The sequence below is a fragment of the Pseudooceanicola atlanticus genome (genome assembly GCF_000768315.1).
GTDB classification, from domain to species: domain Bacteria; phylum Pseudomonadota; class Alphaproteobacteria; order Rhodobacterales; family Rhodobacteraceae; genus Pseudooceanicola; species Pseudooceanicola atlanticus.
This window is the reverse complement of record NZ_AQQX01000003.1, coordinates 145,887-164,497: the sequence shown is the minus strand read 5'-3', so window position 1 is coordinate 164,497 and position 18,611 is coordinate 145,887. Positions and strand designations below refer to the sequence as shown.

Annotated in this window: 13 protein-coding genes and 4 tRNA genes; 9 read left to right on the top strand and 8 right to left on the bottom strand. The window is 61.9% G+C overall.

All coding sequences use genetic code 11. The features are described from left to right. Positions 1-11: 11 nt before the first annotated feature. Positions 12-638: a PAS domain-containing protein gene (locus tag ATO9_RS08650; RefSeq protein WP_043747565.1), complete on the bottom strand. Its 627-nt coding sequence runs from the start codon at positions 636-638 to the stop codon at positions 12-14. A 449-nt stretch (positions 639-1,087) separates the two neighbouring features. On the opposite strand from ATO9_RS08650, the gene lon reads away from it, so the two are divergent. Continuing rightward, positions 1,088-3,505, top strand: coding sequence for an endopeptidase La (gene lon / locus ATO9_RS08645; RefSeq protein WP_043747564.1), 2,418 nt, complete (start codon positions 1,088-1,090; stop codon positions 3,503-3,505). Positions 3,506-3,833: 328 nt separating this feature from the next. On the opposite strand, the gene ATO9_RS08640 is transcribed toward lon, so the two are convergent. Both ATO9_RS08640 and ATO9_RS08635 read right to left on the bottom strand, forming a co-directional pair. Then, on the bottom strand, positions 3,834-5,240 hold the full coding sequence (locus ATO9_RS08640; protein ID WP_043747563.1) for an MFS transporter: 1,407 nt from the start codon (positions 5,238-5,240) through the stop codon (positions 3,834-3,836). A 117-nt stretch (positions 5,241-5,357) separates the two neighbouring features. Then, positions 5,358-5,543 carry a hypothetical protein gene (locus ATO9_RS08635; protein WP_043747562.1) on the bottom strand — a complete coding sequence of 62 codons (186 nt, stop codon included), beginning with the start codon at positions 5,541-5,543 and terminating at the stop codon, positions 5,358-5,360. Positions 5,544-5,786: 243 nt separating this feature from the next. On the opposite strand from ATO9_RS08635, the gene ATO9_RS23435 reads away from it, so the two are divergent. The 3 genes from ATO9_RS23435 to ATO9_RS08620 all read left to right on the top strand — a co-directional run bounded on the left by ATO9_RS23435 (position 5,787) and on the right by ATO9_RS08620 (position 8,353). Continuing rightward, positions 5,787-6,209 carry an HU family DNA-binding protein gene (locus ATO9_RS23435; RefSeq protein WP_052418193.1) on the top strand — a complete coding sequence of 141 codons (423 nt, stop codon included), beginning with the start codon at positions 5,787-5,789 and terminating at the stop codon, positions 6,207-6,209. A gap of 18 nt (positions 6,210-6,227) precedes the next feature. Then, a tRNA-Val gene (locus ATO9_RS08625) sits at positions 6,228-6,302 on the top strand. Between the two features lie 305 nt (positions 6,303-6,607). Then, a complete protein-coding gene (locus ATO9_RS08620) occupies positions 6,608-8,353 on the top strand; it encodes a sugar phosphorylase (RefSeq protein ID WP_043747561.1) in 1,746 nt (581 codons plus the stop codon). Between the two features lie 182 nt (positions 8,354-8,535). On the opposite strand, the gene ATO9_RS08615 is transcribed toward ATO9_RS08620, so the two are convergent. Beyond that, on the bottom strand, positions 8,536-9,756 hold the full coding sequence (locus tag ATO9_RS08615; RefSeq protein ID WP_043747560.1) for a glycosyltransferase family protein: 1,221 nt from the start codon (positions 9,754-9,756) through the stop codon (positions 8,536-8,538). Positions 9,757-9,767: 11 nt separating this feature from the next. Beyond that, positions 9,768-10,553 (bottom strand): HAD-IIB family hydrolase, encoded by a 786-nt coding sequence (locus ATO9_RS08610; protein ID WP_043747559.1) that lies wholly within the window; start codon positions 10,551-10,553, stop codon positions 9,768-9,770. A 46-nt stretch (positions 10,554-10,599) separates the two neighbouring features. On the opposite strand from ATO9_RS08610, the gene ATO9_RS08605 reads away from it, so the two are divergent. From ATO9_RS08605 to ATO9_RS08590, 4 genes are all read left to right on the top strand, one after another. Further along, positions 10,600-10,675: transfer RNA gene (locus ATO9_RS08605), tRNA-Val, on the top strand. Between the two features lie 725 nt (positions 10,676-11,400). Further along, positions 11,401-13,710 (top strand): calcium-binding protein, encoded by a 2,310-nt coding sequence (locus tag ATO9_RS08600; protein ID WP_043747558.1) that lies wholly within the window; start codon positions 11,401-11,403, stop codon positions 13,708-13,710. 195 nt (positions 13,711-13,905) lie between these two features. Continuing rightward, positions 13,906-13,982 (top strand) — tRNA-Asp (locus ATO9_RS08595). A gap of 266 nt (positions 13,983-14,248) precedes the next feature. After that, positions 14,249-14,325, top strand: a tRNA-Asp gene (locus ATO9_RS08590). Positions 14,326-14,427: 102 nt separating this feature from the next. Here ATO9_RS08590 and ATO9_RS08585 read toward each other — a convergent pair. Continuing rightward, positions 14,428-15,192: a hypothetical protein gene (locus ATO9_RS08585; RefSeq protein WP_043747557.1), complete on the bottom strand. Its 765-nt coding sequence runs from the start codon at positions 15,190-15,192 to the stop codon at positions 14,428-14,430. 110 nt (positions 15,193-15,302) lie between these two features. On the opposite strand from ATO9_RS08585, the gene ATO9_RS08580 reads away from it, so the two are divergent. Beyond that, positions 15,303-16,181 (top strand): glycosyltransferase family 2 protein, encoded by an 879-nt coding sequence (locus ATO9_RS08580; protein WP_043747556.1) that lies wholly within the window; start codon positions 15,303-15,305, stop codon positions 16,179-16,181. 17 nt (positions 16,182-16,198) lie between these two features. On the opposite strand, the gene ATO9_RS08575 is transcribed toward ATO9_RS08580, so the two are convergent. Next, positions 16,199-17,083, bottom strand: a complete 885-nt coding sequence (locus ATO9_RS08575) for an alpha/beta fold hydrolase (RefSeq protein WP_238318704.1) — start codon at positions 17,081-17,083, stop codon at positions 16,199-16,201. Further along, entirely contained in the window at positions 17,080-18,450 is a 1,371-nt protein-coding gene (locus ATO9_RS08570) for a M20/M25/M40 family metallo-hydrolase (RefSeq protein ID WP_043747555.1), read from the bottom strand. Before ATO9_RS08570 ends, ATO9_RS08575 begins: the two co-directional genes overlap by 4 nt. Positions 18,451-18,611 lie beyond the last annotated feature (161 nt).

Here is an 18,611-nt window from a genome sequence, read left to right as displayed (position 1 = left end):
CGCGTGTCCAGTCAGGCCCCGGGCGTGGGGATCAGTTGATCCAGCAGGCTGCGCAGGGTTTCAAGCGTTTCCTCGGCCCGTGCCACCGTATCTTCGAGGTGATCGGCGATCATCGTCACTCGGGACGGATCGTCCGAACCGCGCAGCAGGCGGCTGCCGCTGGCCGTGGCGGCGGCGATGTTGGACACGCTGTGCACCACGTCCTTGAGGTTGTCGGCGATGGTGGTGGCGAGGGTGACCGGTGCTGCCGTTACCTCTGGCTGGCTGGCCGAGACGACAAGGATCGACTTGACCCCGTCGGTATCGGTTTCGAGGGGGAAGATTTCGACATCCCACAGGGGCGTGTCGGGCAGGGCGGCACAATGGGCGACGAACTGGTCGGTGCCCCCCATCAGTGCCGTGGAGATGGCCTGCCGGGCGCGGATGGCGGTCGGGTTATCCCAGAATTCGCTCCAGAGCTTGCCGCAGAGATCGTCGCGCTCGGCCTGCAACAGGTCCATGCCATGCTGATTGACCGCAAGGATACGGCCTTCGCGGTCGAGGACCTTGATGCACAGGTTGGACTTCCGGGCCATGTGTTCCAGCACGACCGTCAGGGAATCCGATTCAAAATCTCTGTCAAAGCCCAGAAAACTCATGCCAATTCTCCTTCAAGCGAAATTTGGTTACCGGGCGCTGTCGCTTCCTGCAAGAATACAAGTGCATCTTTCGATGCGAAGATGCGGAAAGACGTGACTTTTTGGTCCGTGGCGCCGGGCAGCGGAGAGAGGATGACGAGCAAGTCATCAGCACGCGCACGGCCCTGTGATCGGTCGGGAGCGGGCTATACCAAAGGATGACGTTACGCCGCGGGATTTGCATTTTGCCCTGAAAAACGGGCGAAAACGGGTGTCTAACGCAGATTTATGCACTGTTTTCGCAAATTCTACTCGATATCGCGCTTGTCGGGCGCGGCCTTGACGGGCAGAGTATCCGAAACAGGTTGAATCCGAGAACAGGCACCCCCAGATTCAGCTTTCGTAAACAGGAAAGCCGTCGTGCTGCCGATTATCGGGGCCGGGGGTTTTGCCCAAGATAAGGAAAGAGCATGCAAGAGCCTCTCAACGCATCTTATCCCGTGCTGCCGCTGCGCGACATCGTTGTGTTCCCTCACATGGTTGTCCCGCTTTTCGTCGGCCGCGAGAAATCCGTGAAGGCCCTCGAGGAGGTCATGGCCGAGGACAAGCAGATCCTGCTGTCGAGCCAGATCGACCCTGCCGAGGACGACCCCGAGGCCGATGGCATCTATGATGCTGGCGTTCTGGCGAACGTGCTGCAGCTGCTGAAACTGCCCGACGGCACCGTGAAGGTGCTGGTCGAAGGCACGGCACGTGTCCAGATCCTCGATTTCATCGACAACCCGAACTTCTTCGAAGCCCGGGCCGAATACCTCAACGAAGTGACCGGCGACCAGGACACGATCGAGGCGCTGCTGCGGTCGGTCGGCGAAGAGTTCGAACGCTATGCCAAGGTCAAGAAGAACATCCCCGAAGAGGCGCTGAGCGCTGTCGCGGAGACGATGGAACCCGCCAAGCTGGCCGACCTCGTCGCCGGTCATCTGGGGATCGAAGTGGAACAGAAGCAGGAGCTTCTGGAGACGCTGTCCGTTTCGGAACGGCTGGAAAAGGTCTATGGCCTGATGCAGGGCGAGATGTCCGTGCTGCAGGTCGAGAAGAAGATCAAGACCCGCGTCAAATCCCAGATGGAGCGCACGCAGCGCGAATATTATCTGAATGAGCAGATGAAGGCCATTCAGAAGGAGCTGGGCGACGGCGAAGAGGGCGAAGGCGAACTGGCCGAGCTGGAGAACCGGATCCGGGAAACCAAGCTGTCCAAGGAAGCCAAGGAAAAGGCCGAGGGCGAGCTGAAGAAGCTCAAGAACATGTCGCCCATGTCGGCCGAGGCCACCGTGGTGCGCAACTACCTCGACTGGATGCTTTCGATCCCGTGGGGCGTGAAGAGCCGCGTGAAGAAGAACCTCGGCAATGCCGAGAAGATCCTCGACACCGACCATTACGGCCTGGAAAAGGTCAAGGAACGCATCGTCGAATACCTGGCCGTGCAGCAGCGCTCGAAAAAGCTGAAGGGGCCGATCCTGTGCCTCGTCGGTCCGCCGGGCGTCGGCAAGACGTCGCTGGGCCAGTCCGTTGCCAAGGCGACGGGGCGCGAGTTCATCCGGATTTCCCTGGGTGGCGTGCGTGACGAGTCGGAGATCCGCGGCCACCGCCGGACCTATATCGGCTCCATGCCCGGCAAGATCATCCAGGCGCTGAAGAAGGCCAAGACCACGAACCCGCTGATCCTGCTCGACGAGATCGACAAGATGGGCCAGGATTTCCGTGGCGACCCGGCCTCTGCGATGCTGGAAGTGCTTGATCCGGAACAGAATGGCACGTTCGTCGACCACTATCTCGAAGTGGAATACGACCTCAGCAACGTGATGTTCCTGACCACCGCGAACTCCTACAACATGCCGGGGCCGCTTCTGGACCGGATGGAGATCATTTCGCTCGCCGGGTACACCGAGGACGAGAAGCTGGAGATCGCCAAGCGTCACCTGCTGACCAAGCAGGTCAAGAACCACGGCCTGCGCAAGGGCGAGTTCGAGATCAGCGATGCGGCCATGACCGAGATGATCCGCCGCTATACCCGCGAGGCGGGGGTGCGGAACCTTGAGCGTGAACTGGGCAAGATCGCCCGGAAAGCGGTCACCCGGATCATCAAGGGCGAGGTCGACAGCGTGTCGGTGACCGAGGACAACCTCGACGATTACCTGGGCGTGAAGAAGTACCGCTATGGCCTGACCGAGAAGGAAGACCAGATCGGTGTGGTCACCGGGCTGGCCTATACGTCGGTCGGCGGCGACCTGCTGCAGATCGAGGCGCTGCGCCTGCCGGGCAAGGGCCGGATGAAGACGACCGGGAAACTGGGCGACGTGATGAAGGAATCCATCGACGCCGCATCGTCCTATGTCCGCTCTGTCGCGCCCGAGATCGGGATCAAGCCGCCGCGCTTCGACCGGATGGACATCCACGTCCACGTGCCGGACGGGGCAACGCCGAAGGACGGTCCCTCGGCCGGGCTGGCGATGGTCACGGCCATCGTTTCGGTGCTGACGCAGATCCCGGTGCGCAAGGACATCGCCATGACCGGCGAGGTCACGCTGCGCGGCAATGCCTCCGCCATCGGCGGGCTGAAGGAGAAGCTGCTGGCGGCCCTGCGCGGTGGCGTGAAGACGGTGCTGATCCCTCAGGAGAACGAGAAGGACCTGGCCGATATCCCGGACAACGTGAAGGAAGGGCTGGAGATCATTCCGGTGACCCATGTCAGCGAAGTGCTGAAACTGGCCCTCACGCGTGAGCCGGAGCCGGTGGAATGGGACGAGGAGGCCGAAGAGGCCGCCGCCGCCGCCCGTGCCACTGCGGCTGCCGATGCCATGGCAGAGGCCGTGCGCCCGGCGCATTAGTCTCAAGATCACGACGATTGACGGAAACGGCCGCGCTGCTTGCGCGGCCGTTTTCTTTTGATCGGGCGGTTTGGCTGTACGGTGGCGTATTGGTGCGTGCGGCATTGCGTTTCGGGTTGTCGGCATAGGGGGCTGGCCGACTTGCACCTTGGGGATCCGGAAAAGCAGGAATGGCCGTGGCTTGAAGCTGACGCAGCACCCTTGCTTACTGTGTAAGTTTGGTGGAGTGGCCTTCTATCCGGCAAAGGTCCGTCAAGCCTTTGCGCAGCATCGAAGACCCTACGTCGGCGTCTGTTTCATCACGTCCCGTATGTCCGAGCATGCTGCTCTAGGACGTCAGCTCTTCTGTCGCGGGCCGCATTCCGAGGGCGAGCGTCGCGGCGATGCAGGACAGGGCGGCGGCGCTGCCCCAGAGGACGTAGATCGGCGCGGTGACCTTGGTTCCCAAGGTCTCCGTCAGGCCGCTCATCCCGGCGACCCAGCCCACCAGCCCGGCGCCGACCGCGAAGCCGGTGGTCTGAAGGACGGGCAGGAAGGACGACACCCGCGTCTTGTCGGCCTCGGGCGTGATCCGCATGATAACTTCGGTCGCCGGACCCCAGACCATGCCAAAGCTTGCGCCGGACAGGACCTGCCCGACCAGCACGATGGGCAGGACAGACGTCCCCAATCCGATCGCCACGCAGGACAGCCCCACGACCTGAAGCATCGGTCCGAAGCGCAGCAACCCGGCCCGTTGGCGCACGGTGAGGTTGGACAGCACCATGGCCGTGCCGCTCCAGCTGAGGGCGAGGGTGATGATGATCCAGCCGACCCAGATCGGCGACATGCCCCAGATCGCGGTCAGCGCCAGCGCGAGGAACACGGTCGTCGCGGATTGCGAGATCGGCATCAGGAAGTTCAGCCAGGCGCCGCGGCCCGTGACCGACAGGCTGAAGAACCGGCGCGGGAAAAACGCCTTGTCCCGCTTGCCGTCGATCCGGAGCGCGAGGGCAAAGAGCGCCAGCCCCGCCAGCACGAGCGCGGCGCCCCATGCGCGGCCGGGCAGGGCCGTGGGCAGGGCGAAACATAGCGTGCCGGTCAGCGCCAGCAGGACCGGCAGGCCCGCAGGTCGGCGGGCGGAGAGATCGGCCCGGCGATGCGCCTCGCCCAGGACGGGCAGGGCGGCCACGAAGAAGATCAGCACCAGCGGCAGACAGACGAGCATGGCGGCGCGCCAGCCCAGGGCTTCGGTCGCGTAGCCGCCGGCGAGGGGGCCAAGACCGGCGGCGACGGCCCAGACGATGGCTTCGACCGAAAAGACCCGCGCGACCAGGTCCTTGCGGATGAGATCGGGGATCAACCCGTAGCAGAGCGCGACGATGATCCCGTCGGACAGCCCCTGCAAGGCGCGGCCCAGGGCAAAGACCCAGCCGGTCCAGGCCAGCGCCGTCAGCGCGACACCGGTGGAAAACAGCAGCGCGCCGGTCACCGCCGTGCGCCGCGCCCCCAGACGGGCGCGCAATTCGGCGGACAGCAAGCCCCCCAGCACCACGCCCAGGAAGAACAGCGCATAGGCCAACGGCAGGAAGGGCAGGCTGTCAAGCGCGGCATAGGCCACGGGGATCGAGGCCGCGATGGCGAGATCGTTGAAGGCATGCATCCCGACGCCGCTGGAAATCAGCAGCACCGCGCCGCGCTGGCCCGGGGACAGCATGTCGCGCCAGCCGGTGCCGGCGCCGGAAATCTCGGTCATGGACAAGGTCTTGGTCCTTCAGTGGTTTGGCGCGATGGTGCGGGGTCAACCACGCTTGAGGTCAAGACCTGATTATCGAATTAACTCAACGCGTTCCAATTTTCCAAGCGTCAAGGCTCATCTTGTCATCGCCGTGAGGAAGGTGATCGCGGTCAGAAGGATGATCAGGGGCTGGCCGTCGATGTCGGCCGGCTTCGTGATCGTCTGGGTGGCCACGGTTTCGCGAGACACCTTGGGACCGGCGATGGCGGGCATCGGGGCGGCGAGGGCCAGGATCAGAAGCAGAGTTTTCGTACTCTTCATGGAATTCTCTCCAATCTTCTTTGTCAAAGCCCTATTTAATTGGCCCCGTGCGCATTTCGTCAACTGTTTCCGATGTAAGCGAATTGGCGGTCTCGCCCGTCGATGCAAAGGTTTTCGCTGCGTAAACCGCGGGCAATGACCTTGCCGGTCGGGGCCCGGGGACGGGATGCGACACGGGGCGGAGTGGATTTCCGCATTTGGATCAGGTAAATAAGGCCTGTCAAAACCAAAAAGGTTGAGCAGATGGCAACGAAGCCCACAAAGACAAATACTGACACGGTAGAACCCAAATCCACCAAGACCCCGTCGAAGGCTGCCGCCGTGGCTGCCGCGGCCCGGGTCAATCCGCAGGTCGTGACCGAGGATGTGCCCGATATCACGGCCCCGGACCTGAAGAACAAGGAACTGGTCGACGAGGCCGTGGCCCGGTGCGGGATCAAGCGGCGGGACGCCAAGCCCGCGATCGAGGCCGCGATGGCCGTCCTGGGCGAAGCCCTGGCAGAAGGTCGCGATGTCGGCCTGCCGGGCCTCGGCAAGTTCAAGGTGAAGCGTACCAAGACGAAGGCCGACAGGCGGATCCTGGAACTGCGCGGCAACCAGAAGATCGGACGCGACGTCTCCAGCTTGTCGGATGCAAAAGACGGGGTTGCAGAGCCTGACGAGTAAGGCTAAAGAGCCGCTCACGGGTGATTAGCTCAGTGGTAGAGCGCTTCGTTCACATCGAAGATGTCAGGAGTTCGAATCTCTTATCACCCACCATCTATCCTTTGCGCCATGTGATCGAACGATGCCTCGGGCGGATCTTGTATTCTGGCTTCTGAGGCCCCTCCGACAAAGATTTGGCTGACGAGGCCTGGATGCGTTGGACGCGTTCCTGGCGTGTCAGCCGGACCTGCGAGTTGAGGATTGTGCTGGCCCCGGCGATATCCGTGCAGCCGGCTTTTCGCCCACGCTGAAAAACCCTGCAAGTTCGGGCGGTTCTTGGATCATGCACCGATCGGGGCGGAGAGGGGGCTTGTCACCCGTGCTTCGACATGGAAAGTGAAGAAAAGCCCCGAGGTCCCATGCTCGACATCGATGCCACGTTCCGTGCCCGGCTGCTGACGCTGATCGGGCAAATCTACCCTGAGCAATCCGGCGAGGATCTGGCTGCCCAGATCGTCGAGGCGTTCTGGCCCGAGGGAACCACCCGCCGCCGCCGCGGCCGGACCCCAGGCAACCGGCAATGGTCCGAACGCGACGCGCTGGTCATCACCTATGGCAATTCCATTGTCGACGGCCAGCACAAGCCCCTGGATCTGCTGCGGGATTTCCTGCATCGCGAAATGGCGGGCGTGGTCAACGGCGTGCATATCCTGCCGTTCTTTCCCTATACCTCGGATGACGGTTTCGCCGTGACGGACTATCGCGCCGTGAACCCTGTGCTGGGGGAATGGAGCGATATCAAGCGGATCGGGTCGGAATTCCTGCTGATGTCGGACCTGGTGCTGAACCATGTCTCGTCGCAATCGAAATGGTTCTCGGCCTATCTTCAGGGGCATGAGCCCTACGACCAGTTCTTCTTCGAGGCCTCGCCCGAGGATGACCTGTCCGACGTGGTCCGCCCGCGCACCCATCCGCTGCTGCGCGAGGTCGAGACGTCGCGCGGGCCGCGCCATGTCTGGTGCACCTTCAGCCACGACCAGATCGACCTGGATTTCCGCAACCCGGAGGTCCTGCTGGAATTCCTGCGGGTGATGCGTCTGCATATCGACAATGGCGTGCGGATCCTGCGGCTGGATGCGGTGGCTTTCATCTGGAAGGAGATCGGCACCAAGTCGATCCACATGCCCCAGACCCACGCCATCGTGCGGCTGATGCGGCTATTGGCGGATTTCGCGACCGAACCGCTGATCCTGCTGACCGAAACCAACGTGCCCAATACCGAGAACCTGAGCTATTTCGGCAACCGGAACGAGGCGCATGCGGTCTACAATTTCTCGCTGCCGCCGCTGGTCCTGCACGCGATGATGGCGGGGACGGCGAAGAACCTGATCCGCTGGCAGGGCTCGATGCCGCCGGCGCAGCTGGGATGTGCCTACCTGAACTTCACCGCCTCCCATGACGGGATCGGGATGCGCCCGGCAGAGGGGATTCTCACCTCCGAAGAAACGACGAAGATCATCGAGACGGTGCATGATTTCGGCGGCAAGGTGTCGATGCGGGCGCTGCCCGATGGTGGCCAGGCGCCCTATGAGCTGAACATCACCTGGTTCGAGATGATGAAGGGCACCTTTGCGGGCGAGGATGACCTGCAGATCCCGCGCTTCCTGGCCTCGCAGACGCTGGTCATGGCGCTTGAGGGGATCCCGGCCTTCTACATCCACGCCCTTCTGGCGACGCCCAACGACTACGAAGGCGTCGAGAAATCCGGCCATAACCGGGCGATCAACCGGCATCGCTGGGATTACGGAGAACTGCAGGATCGGCTGGCCGATGCCACGACCGATCAGCATATCGTGCTGGACGCGATGAAGACGCGGATCGACATCCGGCGGCGTCAGCGGGCCTTCCATCCGAATGCGACGCAATTCACCCTGCAACTGGACAGCCGCATCTTCGGGCTGTGGCGGCAGAGCCTGGACCGCGACCAGTCGATCTTTGCGCTGCATAACGTGTCGGCGGATGCGATCGAGATCGATCCTTACGCGATCAACATGATCGTGGGCGAGGATTGGGTTGACCTGTTGTCGGGCGAGGAGATCGACCCCGACACCACCTCGATCCATTTCGCGCCCTATCAGTGTCGCTGGATCACCAACCGGGCATAAAGGGCCGGTCTGATCCGCTGTCGTCCGGGGGCGTGACCCAAAGGTGCGCCTGCGGCGCACACGATTTTATCTTGCTCGAGCCGCAAGGGCTCTGAAGGGCGCTGCCCTTCAGGATCCCGGGATATTTGTCGGCCAGATGAAAGAGGGGCCGGGGGCTGGCCTCGGCCCGGTCGCCCTTCGGATCAGGCGTAATCCTTGAGGTCGGCGGCCACGGCCTTGAGCATGTCGGTCATCAGCGAACTGTCGGCGGCGTGGACGCGGCTCCAGGTCGGGATGAAGGGGGTTTCCGACGGGTTGTCGAGGAAGATCTGGCCCGCTTCCATGATGTTCTCGGCGAAAAGCTCGGCGGTCATTTCCTCGGTATGGCGGTCGACGATCAGGCCGTTCATCTGGGCGTCGTTGTAATAGGCCTCGAGCAGGTCGAGCGCCGAGCGGTAATAGGTGGCCTTGAGGGTGCGGAAGACCTCTTCATTGAAGACGGTGCCATCGGCGGCGAGCTTGCGGAAGATCGACTTGCAGATGTCGATGGACATCCGGCTGAGGCCCTTGGACTTGTCTTCGGGGCTGAGGATCTGGTGCTTGTGATCGTAATGGTCCGCGACCTCCACCTGGCAGACGGATTTCGGCGCGAGGTTGCGCCAGGCCTCTGACAGGACGCCTATTTCCAGGCCCCAATCCGACGGGATGCGCAGGTCGGGCAGGATCGCCGTGCGCATCGCGAATTCGCCGGAAAGCGGGTAGCGGAAGGCGCGCAGGAAATCGATGTAATCGCGGTCGCCGATCACCCGTTTCAGCGCGATCAGCAGGGGCGAGACCAGCATTCGGCTGACCCGGCCGTTGATCTTGCCGTCGCCGACGCGGGCGTAATAGCCCTTGGCCACCTGGTAGGGGAAGTTCGGGTTGCAGACCGGGTAGACGAGGCGGGACAGCATGTCCTTTTCATAGGTGACGATATCGCAATCGTGGATCGCCACCACGGTGCTGTCGGCGCAGGCCAGCAGGAACCCGATGCAGCCCCAGACGTTCTTGCCCTTGCCTGGTTCAGAGGGCGCCAGGCCCAGCTTTTCCAGCCGCGCCTCGATCTCTTTCATGCGGGGGCTGTTGTTCCAGATCACCACGTGGTTCTGCGGCAGGACCGAGAAGAATTCCCGCGCATGGCGATATTGGGCTTCATCCGCCTGGTCGAGCCCGATGACGATGCGGTGCAGGTAGGGGACCTGGGCCAGTTCGTCGAGGATCTTGGGAAGCGCGTCGCCCTCCAGTTCCGAGTAGAGCGAGGGCAGGATCAGGCTGATCTTGCGGGTCGTGGAGAAGCTGACCAATTCGCGTGTCAGGTCCTCGCCCGTCTGCGTTCGGAGGTTGTGGAGGGTGGCGATATTGCCGTTCTGGTGAAAATCGGCCACCGGCGGGCCTCCTATTTACTTGTTGTCAAAGTTGAAACTAGCCGCAACATCATTTCGTTCCAACCGTCTGGTCCGGCTTTTTCGCTGCGCAGGATGCGCCCCTCGCGTTCGCCGGCCAGAAGCGGCAGCGCATTGCCCGACGGGTTGGCGATGATGACCCCGTGATCGGCCCGTTCCAGCATCTCCACGTCGTTGGGGGCGTCGCCCAGGGCGATGGAGGTGGGGTTGCCGTATTCTTTGATGATTTCGTCCATCCGGTCGGCCTTGGTGCCGCCGAAGGACAGGGTCAGGAAGCGGCCGCCGCGCCGTGCGGTCAGGCCCTTGGCCTCGAGTGCGGCGACGAAGGCCTGCAGCGTCTCGCGGGTCCCGTCGAAGAGGCCGGGTTCGGAAAAGGCACGGGCGCGGGCCAGTCGGGCATTGTCGAGCGGCAGGCCGGTGATATCGGCAACTTCCTGCGGGCTCATGTCGCCGAAACCGCGGAAAGGGGTGCGCAGGTCGGCGGGCAGAGTGTCGAGCGCCGCGCGCAGACGGGCGTAATCCTCGCCGGTTTCGTCGGGATCAGTCTTGGCGGGCAGAAGGCCCGCGCCGTTTTCGACGATGGCCGGGCAGTGCGGCAGCCGCATCTCGTTGCGCAGGGGCGCGATTTCGGCCGCCGTCTTGGACGAGGCCAGCACCACCGGAACGCCCATGGCGCGCAGCTTGGCCAGGGCGGGCAGGGCGGGCGCCCAGGAATAGGAATGGTGATCCAGCAGCGTGCCGTCCAGATCGGTGAAGACAATTAGGGAGGGGTTGGTCATAAGGCTCTTGCGCGAGAGGCGGGGGGTTTGCTAAAGGCACCCGGTCGGGTGATTAGCTCAGTTGGTAGAGCGCTTCGTTTACACCGAAGATGTCGGGAGTTCGAGTCTCTCATCACCCACCATATCAACGCGTTGAAATCGGACAAGTACCTGTTATTCGGGAAGATGCGCTGCTTCGATTCGTGCGTAGCGTTGGTACACGACGAGCGTTTAGAATGCTCCTACATGTCCTGATCGGATCGACCTACATTTGTGCGTCCATGTCCCGCGCGAGGTGGCGGATCGTGCACGGGGATACGACCGTGTTCAAGCTGATCGGCAATCACGTCTGTCAGCCAAAGTTCTCCATACACGTCAATAGGCGCTGCTGGATGCGACGGATCAATTCCCGTCATGAGACCCCGGCAGGGCCTGCAACTAAATTTTGGGCCGTAGCTCTGGCATTACCTCGTCATAGTTTGCTGTCGGCCCTTATAATGCGTCTATTATTGCTCACGGAAAACCAGCGAGTTGGCGCGCAGCGAGTTCTGCATGCCGCGCTTCGCATGCTCGACTGTGCCCCCGACCTCCGAGAGCGTCAGGTCAAAGGACGGGTTTGACTCGGAAGCCGGTGTCTTACGCTGTGCCGTTCAGCATCTAATACTGTCGTCCATTGTCATGTTTATTGCTACGTTTTCGCTTGCGGCATGAGCAGGTTTCCACCGGGTCGATAAGCGCTCTCTCAAAAAACTGGGCCAATCCACTTTGACAATCAATCTTGGCCAAGTAGGTTGGTAAGGAAAATACCTTGCGTGCCCCGGAAATTCCTCCGCTGGGTCAAGCGCTTAAATCGATAATTGGATGACCAATGGCAATTGAAACGCCCACCGTGCTTGATAACGCTTCTGTTATTGGGCCGTATGAATCGACGTATCTTACGGCTCAGGTCTTAAGCGATGGAAATTACCTCGTCGCTTATTTAGATCAGGCGGAGTCCGGACTTGTAAGTAAGGTGATCGACCCAAATGGTGCAGTCCTGCGGACTGATGTTCTGTCGACGGGCCAAGTCAAAGCTACATTCGATGACGAAATCGAAATTGGGCCTGATGGCCGATTGGCCCTGTCCTATCGGGTCGACACTACAGTGTTCGTTCAACATTTCAGTGAAACCGGCATACCGGAGCCGATCCCGCTGGAGTTCAGTGTGACAGGCGAACGTGTAGATGTGGGGTACGCGGCCGATGGTTCCATCTACCTTCTTGAACTGATTGACTTGGGCGCCGGGGCCGGGGCTGACCGGCTCAGCGTACAGATGCGCCATTTCGACGGAGAGACGGGTGCGCTGCTGGCAACAGCAGATCTTGGCGCATTGCCTCTCAATGCAGAAATGTTGACGGGTGGGCACGTCTTCGGCGCCTTTAACGCGGATGTGCTGCGCCTGACCTCCGGCGACCTAGTCGTAAGCCTGGCCTACGAAACGGATGATAGCGGAGGAAGCGTTACTGACGGAACTGCCCAAGCCTATTTCGCCACAGTTTCCGCGGATTTGGCAACCGTCGGAGCGTTTACAGAATATCCTCTGCATCCGTCCAGTCATACCCTGACGTCGGGCCAGATGGAGACCGCAGCAACGGCGGATGGAGGATGGGCTGTCGGTTATATCGTGCAGAGCGTGTTTCGACCGGATGTCGTTGTTCATCGCTACGATGCCTCGGGAGAGGTTGTTTTCGATACGACCACAAGCGCCTCTGGCGTTCTCCGTGGGATTGACCTTTTTGCCGTTCCTGATGGCAGTGTCGGTGTTGCCTATTCTGATGCCTCCGAATCCAGGGCGCGCGGTTTGAACAAACTCATTCTTCTGGATGAAGCGGGCGATGAAATCCAATTTCAGCATGAAAGTGGCGACGTTTTGGACTGGGCTTTCCTGACCCAGAGGTCGAGACCCAGCTGGTACAACAACTTGGTTACGGTCGCCGAGAACGATGGCAAGATTGCTACCTTCTGGCTAAGTCCTGAAGACAATAACGTTTATTATCAATCATCTCTGTTCGGCCCGATCTTTGGAACGGAGGACGCGGATAATCTGACGGGAACAGATGCCGCCGACATGATCTATGGTCTGGGGGAAAATGACACGCTGGACGGTGGTGCTGGCAATGACAGCATTGAGGCCGGTGACGGAGACGACATAGTCTTTGGCGGTGTCGACCGGGATTTGTTGTTCGGCGAGAACGGGGACGATTCTATCGAAGGCGGCGGCCATGGTGACACGATCTATGGTGGCATCGGTGATGATACCATGGATGGCGGGCCCGGCGGCGACATTATGTACGGCGCACATGGATCGGATGTCTTTATCGTCGACAACGCTTTCGACAGGGTGATCGAAAGCCGAAGCGGTACCGGGGTGGATCTTGTCATGTCCTCGGTCGATTTCAGGATGGGCGGTTCTCACATTGAGAACCTCTACCTGACGGGTACTGCCATTATCGGCGCAGGGAATGGCCTAGCCAACGAAATACGCGGCAACCGCGAGGATAACATTCTCGACGGCGGCAAGAACAACGACACGATGATGGGCGGTGCGGGCAATGACACTTACCACGTGCGGGCGCCTGGCGACACGGTGATCGAGGCGGCGGGACGAGGGCTTGCCGATACAGTTAAGGCCTATCGGTCCTATGCGTTGACAGACAATGTTGAGCGGCTCTACATGCAGACCGTTTACACCAAGGACGGAGATCCCACTCTTTTCAATGGTATAGGCAATGACGCTGACAACACTATCGTTGGAACCCCGTTCGATAATTTCATCATCGGCCGTTATGGTCGCGACACGCTCAAGGGACAGGCCGGAGCGGATACGTTTGTCTTCGATCGGGTGCTCGGGGCAGAGAACGTCGATCGCATCATCGACTTCAATGTGAACGAAGCAGATGAGGGCGACAGGCTCTACGTAAAGGGCGCAGTGGTCGGTGGCATGGCAGCTGGGGTTCTATCTGCAGATGCCTTTGTCGCCGGGACGGAGGCGGTGGATGGAAGTGATCGGTTCATCTTCGATCAGGTCGGAGGGCGACTGTGGTTCGATCCAGATGGGAACGGCGCCGGAGCGCAGATTCTCATGGCAACATTCGAACAGAACGCTGTACTGACGGCGTCGGATATCGAAATTTTCTAGCAAATGAATTTTCAGTTAATGTGTTGAAATAATTTTGTATTATTTCGATTCTGATGAGTTCAGGCAATGTCTGAAAACAGGCGCAGACAGGTCGGGCGTATTTTCCCGTGTTTGGATGCGCAATCGCGCTTGACGACCCCGCGAAGCTTGCCTAGAACGCCCGTCACGTTCGGGGCATACCCGGACGGGCAGCGAGCGGTTGTAGCTCAGTTGGTTAGAGTGCCGGCCTGTCACGCCGGAGGTCGCGGGTTCGAGCCCCGTCAACCGCGCCACTGCCCCAAGAAAGCGCCCCCCACGGGGCGCTTTTTTCGTTTCCGGGACCGGGGTGCGAACCGGACGGGCGAAACCCGGTAAACCCCTGATTTTCCGTGTCGGTATTACGTCGGTGTCACGTCGGTATTGCGTCGGTGCGAGGATCGGTGCGCGGCTTGGCCGTCAGACGGGCAGGGGCGGCCCGCACCGGCCGGCGGGAAGTTGCATCAAAATGCGGTTTCCATCTTGACGGGTCCCGGGCCTTGGCCTATCCCGCCCCTCACGCGCGGTTGTAGCTCAGTTGGTTAGAGTGCCGGCCTGTCACGCCGGAGGTCGCGGGTTCGAGCCCCGTCAACCGCGCCACTTTCCCCCCGATCCGATCAGACCCCATCAAGACGTGACATGCCCCGAAACGGGACAGTCGTTGCGGGTCAGCAATGACGTGCACCCCGGACGGGCCAGCGCTCAGCCGTAATCGTAGCCCAGCTGTCTTTCGAGGCAGAGATTGAGCTGCGACTTCATGAAGTCGATGTCGTCCGCCGACATCTCTTCGGGCGTTTCGGGGCGGTCGCGGATGGTGGAGGTAAACCGATTGCCGAGCCGCGCATGGGTTTCGCGGACGTAATCGGCCTTGCGCTCCAGCCCGAAGGCCTCCGTGATCTCGTTGAGCAGGCGGTCGGGCTCCGACAGGAAGCTCTCCATCCGCAGGACGACCACGTCGCCACCGCGATTGAGCATGGAGAGGTGCCCCTCGAGCTTGGCGCGACGCAGGTCGTAGAGATTGGCAAAGGGCAGGCCGGTCACCGGGTGGCGGTCGAATTGCAGCGGGCGGCCCGGCGCCTCGGGTTCCAGTTCGGGGTGGATCGTCTCGAAATCGCTGACCCGGTCGACGATGCTGTGCCAGCGCGCCCGGATGAAATCGGAATAGTCGAATTGCTGCATCAGCGGATGCGCGTGCCAGGGCCGTTTGTGCATCGACAGGCCCCATTTGCGGGCGTCGCGGACGCAGACAAAGGTGACCATGTTCTCGGGGATGGCCAGCATCCGGGGAAAGCCGTGTTTCCAGCCCAGGCATTCGGTGCGCATCATCCGGCGCAGGTTCTTGAACAGCATCTTGCGGATGATGTTGGTGCCCGAGGCACGTTCACCGATCACCTGGTACATGACGGGCATGTTGGGGCTGACGCGGCGGATGTAGATGCCTTTTTCAGCGAAATCATCGGGTAGCATGGGGGCTCCGTCCTCTGGCTTGGTCACTTTTACGATTCTCAATCGGCCCAAAACAAGGTAGAAAGACCGCAAGAGGGCGCCCGGATCGCCCCGTGATGAGAGGCTGATCGATGCAATCCACCGCCTGCGCCGTGACCATGGTCCGCGACGACCTGTTTTTCCTGAGGATCTGGCTGGATTACTACGGCGGGATCCTGGGGCCGGAAAACTGCTACGTGATCAATCACGGGCGGGGCGAGGCCGTGGCCGACATGGCCGCAGAGGCCAACGTGATCGGCATCCCCGGCGAGCATCACAAGAATTTCGACATGAAGCGCTGGCGGCTGCTGAACAACATCGTCAACGGCCTGCGCAGCTATTACGACCACGTCATTGTCGGCGATGTCGACGAAATCGTCGCGGTCGATCCGCAGGCGGGGAAGAACCTGCTGGAATTTCTTCAATCGCGGCGACCGAACCGGGTCTTCACGCCGCTTGGCATGGAAGTCATCCATCGCATCGACGTTGAGCCAGAGCCGGTGGGCGACCATGTGCTTGGGCCGCGCCGCCATGTGCGCCTGGCGCCGCATTATTCCAAGCCCTGCATCATCTCGGTCGGGACCAAGATCGCGCGGGGCGGGCATTTCACACAATACGAGCATCTGAACGCGCCTGATGTGCTCTACCTGTTCCACCTGAAATTCTGCGATTTCAAGGCCTATTGCGAGGCAATGGACCGGCGCAATTCGGTCACCGCCTCGGTCGGGGTGGACAAGCCGTCGGAAGCCGGGATCGGCCGCCACTGGTTCGCCGAGGCGCGGGGCGATGACCGGGCGATGTTCGAAAGCTTTGCCGATCTTGAGATGGTCGAGGGCTTCGACATGTCGCCTTACCGGCAGGAAATGCAAGACACGTTCCGACCGCGTGGCGAGACGGGCTATTACGAATTCGACCGCAAGGATCGCGATCTGCAATTCGTCCTGCCGGAGCGTTTCTCGGGCGTTTTCTGAGGGTTACCGCGCCGTCTTCAGGCTTTGCCTTGAGCGTTCAGGAACTCCAGCAGCGCCTGCGCAGTGTCCTGCGGTGCGGTGTCGGGGAAGAAGTGCCCGCCCGGCATCGGCGTCGCCCGGGGCGGCGCGGCGCAGCGATCGGCCCAGGTGGCGGGCACGTCGTATTGCTGTCCCATGGCCCCGTCGGCCCCCCAGAGGATATGGGCGGGACAGGTGATGCGCCGGTCCAGATCCTGCGCATCCAGCGCCATGTCGACATGGATCGCGGCGCGGTAATCGTTGCACATGCCGCGGATCGCGTCCGGGTCGCGCCAGGCGGCGCGGTAGGCCTGCATCTGGTCGGGGGCGAAATCCTCGCTCCGCGCGGCGCCCCAGCCCAGTAGGCAGGTTTCGAAGAAGTAATCCGGGTCCGACCCGATCAGCCGTTCGGGGAAGGGCGCGGGCTGGGCCAGGAAGAACCAGTGGTAATAGGACAGCGCCGTGGCCCGCTGCAGGTCGTCGAGCAGCAGATGCGTCGGCACGATGTCCATCACTTGCATTGATGCGATCCGGTCTGGGTAATCCAGCGCCATGCGATGCGCGGTGCGTGCGCCGCGGTCATGGCCGATCAGATCGAAAGTTTCATGGCCGAGCGCGGTCATCAGGGCGGCCATGTCGCCGCCCATCTCGCGGAAGGAATAGGCCTCCATCTCCGCGGGTTTGGACGATCCGCCATAGCCGCGCAGATCGGCGGCGACGACGCGATGCGTCCGGGCCAGGATCGGCGCGATCACGGCCCAGAGCGCGCGGGTCTGGGGAAAGCCATGGAGCAACAGGACGGGCGGGCCGTCGCCGCCCGTGGAATAGGCGATCTGCTGGCCGTTGACCGCGGCCAGCCCGTCCGTGAAGCCCGGGATCGTCACGACAGCGCGTCGAGGATGCGGGCCCAGCTGCGGATGCCCTTGTGGAAGCTCGTCAGGTCGTATTTCTCGTTCGGCGAATGGATCTGGTCGTCATCCTTGCCGAAGCCGATCAGCATCGCATCCGTGCCCAGGATCGTCTTGAAATACCCCGCGATCGGGATCGACCCGCCGCAGCCGATGAAGGCCGCGGGCTGTGGCCATTCATCCGACAGCGCAGTGCGGGCAGCCTCGAAGGCCGGGTCGCCGGTCTCCATCTGGCCCGCGGGGCTGGCGCCGTGGCCGTGGAAATCGACGGTGCAATCCTCGGGGATCTGGGCGCGGACCATCTCGCGGAAATTCTCGCGGATGGCATGCGGGTCCTGCTGGCCGACCAGCCGGAACGAGATCTTGGCCGAGGCCTTGGACGGCAGCACCGTCTTGAACCCGTCGCCGGTATAGCCGCCCTTGATCCCGTTGACCTCGCAGGTGGGGCGGGACCAGATCATCTCGAGCGCGGAGCGGTCCTTTTCCCCGGCGGGCTCGCCCAGCCCGACCTCGCCCAGAAAGGACCCGGCGTCGAAATTCAGCCCGTCCCATTGCGCCTTCAGCTCATCGGTAAGTTCCGGGACACCGTCGTAGAAGCCCGGAATGGTGATCCGGCCGGTCGCATCATGCAGACCCGCGATGACCTTGGCCAGCACACGGATCGGGTTCATCGCGACGCCACCATACATCCCCGAATGGAGATCCTTGGACGGGCCGGTGATCGTCACCTCCTCGCCCAGCAGGCCGCGCAGCATGGTGACGATGGCGGGGGTTTCCTCGCCGAACATGCCGGTGTCGCAGATCAGCGCGATGTCGGATTTCAGCTCTTCCGCATTGTCCTTCATGAACGGGATCAGCGAGGGCGACCCGCTTTCCTCCTCGCCCTCGAAGAAGAAGGTGATCTTGCAGGGCAGGCTACCATTCTCGGCGATCCAGGCGCGGCAGGCCTCCACGAAGGTCATCAGCTGCCCCTTGTCGTCCGAGGCGCCGCGGCCCCGGATCACCTTGCCCTTGTCGGTCTCCTCGATCTGCGGATCGAAGGGATCACGGTCCCACAGCTCCAGCGGATCGACCGGTTGCACGTCGTAATGGCCGTAGAACAGCAGATGCGGCGCGCCTTCGCCGATATGCCCCACCACCATCGGATGGCCAGGCGTGGGTCGCTTTTCGACCTGCGCACCGAGAGAGGCAAGATCGGCCACCAGCCAATCCGCCGCCTCCTGGCAATTGTCCTTGTAGGCCGGGTCGGTCGAGATCGAGGGGATACGCAGAAGGTTCAGCAGACGCTCGGTCGCCTGGGGCAGATCGGCGTCGATACGGGCAAGCACGGTGTCGAGACTCATGGGAACTCCTTTGTTTGCCCGGAGCCTAGCAGCGCGCGCCGGACTGTCCAGCAAACGCACCGTTTCTCCAGGCCCCCCTGCTTCATCTTGCCGGAAATACTCCCGCCGGAGGCACCGCGGCTCTTGCGCAGCAAGAGACGCAAAACATGGTGTGCGCCGCA

Bases quoted from the DNA above. Each gene is read 5' to 3' on its own strand.
- ATO9_RS08610 (WP_043747559.1), bottom strand. From the start codon at position 10,553: ATGACCAACCCCTCCCTAATTGTCTTCACCGATCTGGACGGCACGCTG.
- ATO9_RS08580 (WP_043747556.1), top strand. From the start codon at position 15,303: ATGCAATCCACCGCCTGCGCCGTGACCATGGTCCGCGACGACCTGTTT.
- ATO9_RS23435 (WP_052418193.1), top strand. From the start codon at position 5,787: ATGGCAACGAAGCCCACAAAGACAAATACTGACACGGTAGAACCCAAA.
- ATO9_RS08620 (WP_043747561.1), top strand. From the start codon at position 6,608: ATGCTCGACATCGATGCCACGTTCCGTGCCCGGCTGCTGACGCTGATC.
- ATO9_RS08570 (WP_043747555.1), bottom strand. From the start codon at position 18,450: ATGAGTCTCGACACCGTGCTTGCCCGTATCGACGCCGATCTGCCCCAG.
- ATO9_RS08640 (WP_043747563.1), bottom strand. From the start codon at position 5,240: ATGACCGAGATTTCCGGCGCCGGCACCGGCTGGCGCGACATGCTGTCC.
- ATO9_RS08585 (WP_043747557.1), bottom strand. From the start codon at position 15,192: ATGCTACCCGATGATTTCGCTGAAAAAGGCATCTACATCCGCCGCGTC.
- lon (WP_043747564.1), top strand. From the start codon at position 1,088: ATGCAAGAGCCTCTCAACGCATCTTATCCCGTGCTGCCGCTGCGCGAC.
- ATO9_RS08650 (WP_043747565.1), bottom strand. From the start codon at position 638: ATGAGTTTTCTGGGCTTTGACAGAGATTTTGAATCGGATTCCCTGACG.
- ATO9_RS08600 (WP_043747558.1), top strand. From the start codon at position 11,401: ATGGCAATTGAAACGCCCACCGTGCTTGATAACGCTTCTGTTATTGGG.
- ATO9_RS08635 (WP_043747562.1), bottom strand. From the start codon at position 5,543: ATGAAGAGTACGAAAACTCTGCTTCTGATCCTGGCCCTCGCCGCCCCG.